Below are 4,858 nucleotides of genomic sequence, written 5' to 3' on the forward strand. Positions count from 1 at the left end.
AACCAGATACGAGAAGACCGCCACCTCGTACGAGGCAGCAGTCACACTCGCGGCGCTCCTGCTCTGGGCAAGATCCGTTTGAAGACGGACCCTAGTGTCCCTCCCCCTGGACATATTCGTCTGTACGGGTTTCGCTGAATATCTGCCGCATTCGATGAGCGGTCATGCGGCAGGCGGCCGGGCCCCGGACACCATGTCGGCAATGCGGCGGGGCCCGGCACGCCGATGCCAGGGGAGGCGAGCGGCATGGAGATCACCACGATCGTTGGACGGGGCGGGCGGTGGGCTATGGTCACCGTGGCGGGGGCTGGACATCCGCACCGCTGCGCGTGCGCCAGGCGTGCTGCTGCGGTGGCGGTGTATGCGGAGTCGGTGGTCGAACTCGCTCGCCTTGACTTCTGTGACTGCGCGGGCCTTGGCGGCCTCGTGTCGGCCGGCAACGCCGTCTGCGGCCGCGGTATCCGTCTGCGCTGGCAGCACGCCCCCGGCCGTCAGCAGCGGCTGCTGCGTGCCCCCCCGGCACCCGCCTGACCGGGCACATCTCCAATTCCCGGCGGAAACCACATTTCACCGAGGCGGACGGACGGCCCCGCGGTCCACGAGCCCTTGCCGACGAGACGATGCTCCTCGGCACCTGTGCGCGGTCTTCGGCGGCTGCTGCGGCACCGAAGACGCCTACCGCAACACACGGGCCGGTAGCGTCAAGGCGCTCGGGGGCAGCTCCCATTCCGGCCCACCCATGTGCCGGGCGGGACGTCCCCACTGATCGGCGTCGAGGAGGTGCGGCAGTGGTCGCAGACCGGCCAGTCCCCAACGCTGAAGACTCGCGGCCTTGACGTCCGGGGGTTGCCCGGGGCACGGCCGTAGATGTTGTGTTCTTGAGGTTCATCACCTGCATCTACGGCCGTGTAGATGCAAGTGGGCGGGGCGTCGCAGAAGAAGCACTTGCCGGATCCCACGGACTGAGCCGTACCCTTCGCACGGTGCCGTCCTTCAGCACCATCTCCATCTCTTGACACTTCAGCCGAGAACAGCCGAAGGCGTCGAAGACGTCCGTCTGCGGGGAAGCGTCATGCCGCCCTCGTTCGCGGACAGAAGAAACCATAGGAGGTAACCGCTCCGGTCCAGCGTTCCGCATGGGCGAGGTGGACTGCGGGTTCGCCTTTCCCTGGTGCGTGTTCGTGTCGCCGGGCGCACACTGAAGGCCATCAGTCATGTCCAGGTCCTCTGGCCGGAACCATGAAAGGGATCGCGGATGCATGTGAACGTGGGTGATGTACTGCGGTTTCCCGGTCGCAAGGTCGGCTCTGCCGAGCACCGCGTGAGAGTGGTGGAAGTTCTCGGGCCGGGCGGTGAACCGCCGTACCGCGTGCGCTACGACGACGGACACGAGAGCGAGGTCTTCCCCGGCCCGGGCTGCGTCGTGGACAACTCCGCACAGCGCACCGTCCCGGAACCAAGGGATTGAGCGGCATACTCTGCCGCATCTCCTGACGATCGGCATTCTGTCGCCTTTGTGGGTGGTGATGGCCGTGGAGCGTAGTCGGATGGTGTCGGTTGAGGTGACCCCGGACGGCTATGTCGTCTCCTGCCCGGGCACGGACGTGGTCGGGCGTGGTGCGACTGAATCGGATGCATGGCAGGACTTCTGGGACGCGGTGCGCGCCGACTGGCAGCCGCCGCGCCCGACCACGGTCACCGCTCTGGGCGGAAAGCTGCCGCCCCGCCGGGCGCGATGGCTGCGCATCCGCACGATCCGGGTGCGGGACCTGTTCGGCTGACACGACACGGGCCCGTCCCCGGCGCTGTGACTGCAGCGACTGGTATGTGCTGGGGACGGAGTACCAAGGCCCTGGGTGTCAAGGCCGGGGTGGGAACGGTCCACCAGCCACGGCGTACATCTGGTGTGTGCCATGTTCCTGCTGCCAGGCGGCGGCGGAGCTGCCGAGGGCGGTGCCTGCATCCGCCCGCCGCACACGTGCGCTTCTGAACTCTTGATCATTCGTTGGGCAGTGCGTGAATGCTCGCGGTGATGGCGCGGGTCTTCTGTGACCTCTGTCGCAGGTTACGTCGTCGGGCATCAACGCGTGAAGGCGGCTGGCGTCGTGGAACGGATGGGCGATGATGGTCGGTCTCGCCCTGGGGCACAGCTAGACGGACTGACGGACGGATGCCTCCTGATCAACGACTTCGATCTTGAGAAGGCACTCAAACTCGACACGCAATCCAGAGTTAAATCTGGGGCGGCGAAGTGCCCGCCCGCACCGGACCCGTTCACCGACTCCGCGGCGCAGTCGGCCGCGCTGATCGCCCATACCCTGCCCCCCGTTGAGGCGGTACCCGCAGCCAAGCCGTCGACATCATCGCGCCGTTCGGCGGTGAAGTAGGCCGTCGCGAAGCCTGCCGTGGCCGACCGCGCTTCCGCATGGTCCGCTCGCCGTGCTGGACGGCGACGGCCAAGGGTACTGCGCCGGCGGGATCGTGCTGGAGTGCCCAGCCACCCCGATTGCGCAGCTGGTCGATTGGACCCTGCAGGAGTCGGGAATCGGCGCCGGGCGGCTGCACCGCAACGGCAAGGACGCCGACCCGCTGATCGTGCTCACGGCGGCTGCGGCCGATGAAGCTCGGCCTGCCTGAACGGCTGGAGGGCCCGGAGGCACGCCGCTCGCTGCGCCAACAGCCTGCAGGCCGCCCGACTCATGGACGACGCCGTCGGCGCTTGGACCCCGCACATCCTGCTCGCCGAAGCCCTGCCGACGGTGACGCTCGCACCGCCCTCCTCGACACCCTCACAACCGAGCCCCGCACTGCAGGCGGCGTCACCACCGCCGACGTCCGCATGCATCTGCCGACAGGAGCGTGGGCCCTCGAATGCCAGGGTCCGGACCACACTGTCGCCCTGCCCGGCTCCAACCTCTTCGTCAAGCTGCAGGGCTTGAGCGACGAGCACTTCGCCGACGCCGTCGACCTGCTCACCCCCGCAAGCAGCGATGCCGACGTCCCAGCGCCGGACTGGACCCATGCCGACGCCAGCGACCAGGACGACGACGAGCAGTCGCAAATCAGTCGGTGCGCACGAATGGCAGCGCCGACCACGAGGCCGACGCGGAGACAGCAGGGGCCGGGGACAGGGGCGAGGGCACGGCAGGCGAGGGCGAAGCGGACGAGGACGGGCTGCCCGCCTAGTACGCCGAGCCCGAGACGGACGCCGTCGCCGACGACGGGCCGACGCCCGGGACCCGAGAGCGACAGCACCGGACCTGCACCGACGGCGGACCTGGCCAAGCCCCAAGCTCAGAACGAGGCCCTCCCGCAAGAGAAACCCGCCGCCGGACCCTCGCTCGCCGACGTTCTGACCTTCATCGACGAGGACGACGAAGTCGCTGCCGAGCCGAAGGCTGGAGAAACCAAGGGGGGCGCCCCCGCATCGGCAGCAGGACCAGCGGAGGCCGCGCCCGCCGACCTGCCCCGCGTCCAAGACACCGGCGACAGCCGCTACCGCCTCGGCCCTGCCGTCACCTGCGACTGGACCCGCTTCCCGCGCCTCGCCCGCACCGGCCTTGCCCGATACGACGAAGAGGGCGACCTTGCCCTGCGCCGCGCGCTCGCCCTGGTCCGCGGCCGCCCCTTCACCGGCATCCCCCCAGCGCTACGCCTGGGCCGAGCCGATCATCTAGGACATGGTCTTCGCGATCGTGGACGTCTTATACGAGCTGTCTGAGCGGTGCGCGAAGCCGAAGACATCCCCGGCGCCCTGTGGGCCCGCCCGCCGCGGCGTTCTCGCCGCGGAGCAAAGCGAGATGCTGTACCGCCAGCTCTTCCTCGCCCACTCTGCTGCTGGCGATATCGACGCCCTGCGCGAGGCCGCCGTGCGCCTCACATGCATCAACGAACATCTCCTCGGCGGCGGGCGCTGCGGCGGCTGGAGTCGATCCTGCCGGTCGCGCCTTCGAGCAGGGCCGAGTGAGCAGGGCCTGCCTGAAACAATCGAGCTTCCGCCGGGCGGCTTGATTTCACGCCTGCGGGCGTAAAGCAGCCACGTAACATGCTCAGCCAGCTCGCACGAGACGTCGAGCATGGCTCGATTCGAAACCACAGGGCCCTCCAGTCGCCGGTGTGATGAGTGGTATCACCATGCCAACGACTAGGCCCTGTCTGATAATTGATCTTGTGGTGGGTCGTGGTGAGCTGACGGATGCGGCATGGGAGCGGATAGCGCCTCTGCTGCCGGGTGTTGACGGGCGAGGTCGGCCTTGGCGGGATCACCGACAGGTCATCAACGGGGTGTTGTGGCGGTTGCGGACCGGTGCTCCGTGGCGTGACCTGCCGGAACGCTATGGGCCGTGGCAGACGGCCTATGAGCGGTTCGCCCGCTGGGAGACGGACGGAACCTGGGCCCGACTGCTCGAGCAGGTCCAGGTCCGGGACGACTCCGTTGGGGCGGTGGAGTGGACGGTGTCGGTCGACTCCACGATCAACCGAGCCCACCAGCACGCCGCCGGAGCCCGCAAAAAGGGGCGGCGACGGGGGACGAACTGGAAGATCCGGCACGCACGACGGCTGGCCAGGCGCTCGGGCGGTCCCGGGGCGGGCTGACCAGCAAGGTCCATCTCGCCTGCGACGGCCGGGGCCTGCCCCTGGCCGTCGTCGTCACGCCCGGCAACGTCAACGACTCCATCGTCTTCGACGAGGTCATGGGCGCCTTGAGGGTGCCTCGGGCCGGCTCCGGGCGACCCCGCCGCAAGCCCGACGCGGTCATCGCAGACAAGACATCCCACGCGGATAAGCGTCAAGCCGCGATGGCGGAATGATCTGCCAGTGGCTGGTTTGGGAAGGCTTTCGTCTCGTCGTAGAGCCG

4 protein-coding genes and 1 pseudogene are annotated in these 4,858 nt (G+C 68.5%); all 5 read left to right on the forward strand.

What is annotated here, in order from left to right:
- Window positions 1-1,255 precede the first annotated feature (1,255 nt).
- Window positions 1,256-1,468 carry a DUF1918 domain-containing protein gene (locus tag ACF08N_RS37715; RefSeq protein WP_392329222.1) on the forward strand — a complete coding sequence of 71 codons (213 nt, stop codon included), beginning with the start codon at window positions 1,256-1,258 and terminating at the stop codon, window positions 1,466-1,468.
- 79 nt (window positions 1,469-1,547) lie between these two features.
- Window positions 1,548-1,781, forward strand: coding sequence for a hypothetical protein (locus ACF08N_RS37720; RefSeq protein ID WP_392329223.1), 234 nt, complete (start codon window positions 1,548-1,550; stop codon window positions 1,779-1,781).
- Window positions 1,782-2,439: 658 nt separating this feature from the next.
- Window positions 2,440-2,637: a hypothetical protein gene (locus tag ACF08N_RS37725; RefSeq protein WP_392329224.1), complete on the forward strand. Its 198-nt coding sequence runs from the start codon at window positions 2,440-2,442 to the stop codon at window positions 2,635-2,637.
- Window positions 2,638-3,680: 1,043 nt separating this feature from the next.
- Complete coding sequence (locus ACF08N_RS37730; protein ID WP_392329225.1) at window positions 3,681-4,031, forward strand: hypothetical protein; 351 nt, start codon at window positions 3,681-3,683, stop codon at window positions 4,029-4,031.
- A gap of 139 nt (window positions 4,032-4,170) precedes the next feature.
- Window positions 4,171-4,769, forward strand: a pseudogene (locus ACF08N_RS37735) (IS5 family transposase); the annotation flags it as partial.
- Window positions 4,770-4,858 lie beyond the last annotated feature (89 nt).

It is taken from the genome of Streptomyces sp. NPDC015127, from assembly GCF_043080095.1.
Classification (GTDB): domain Bacteria; phylum Actinomycetota; class Actinomycetes; order Streptomycetales; family Streptomycetaceae; genus Streptomyces.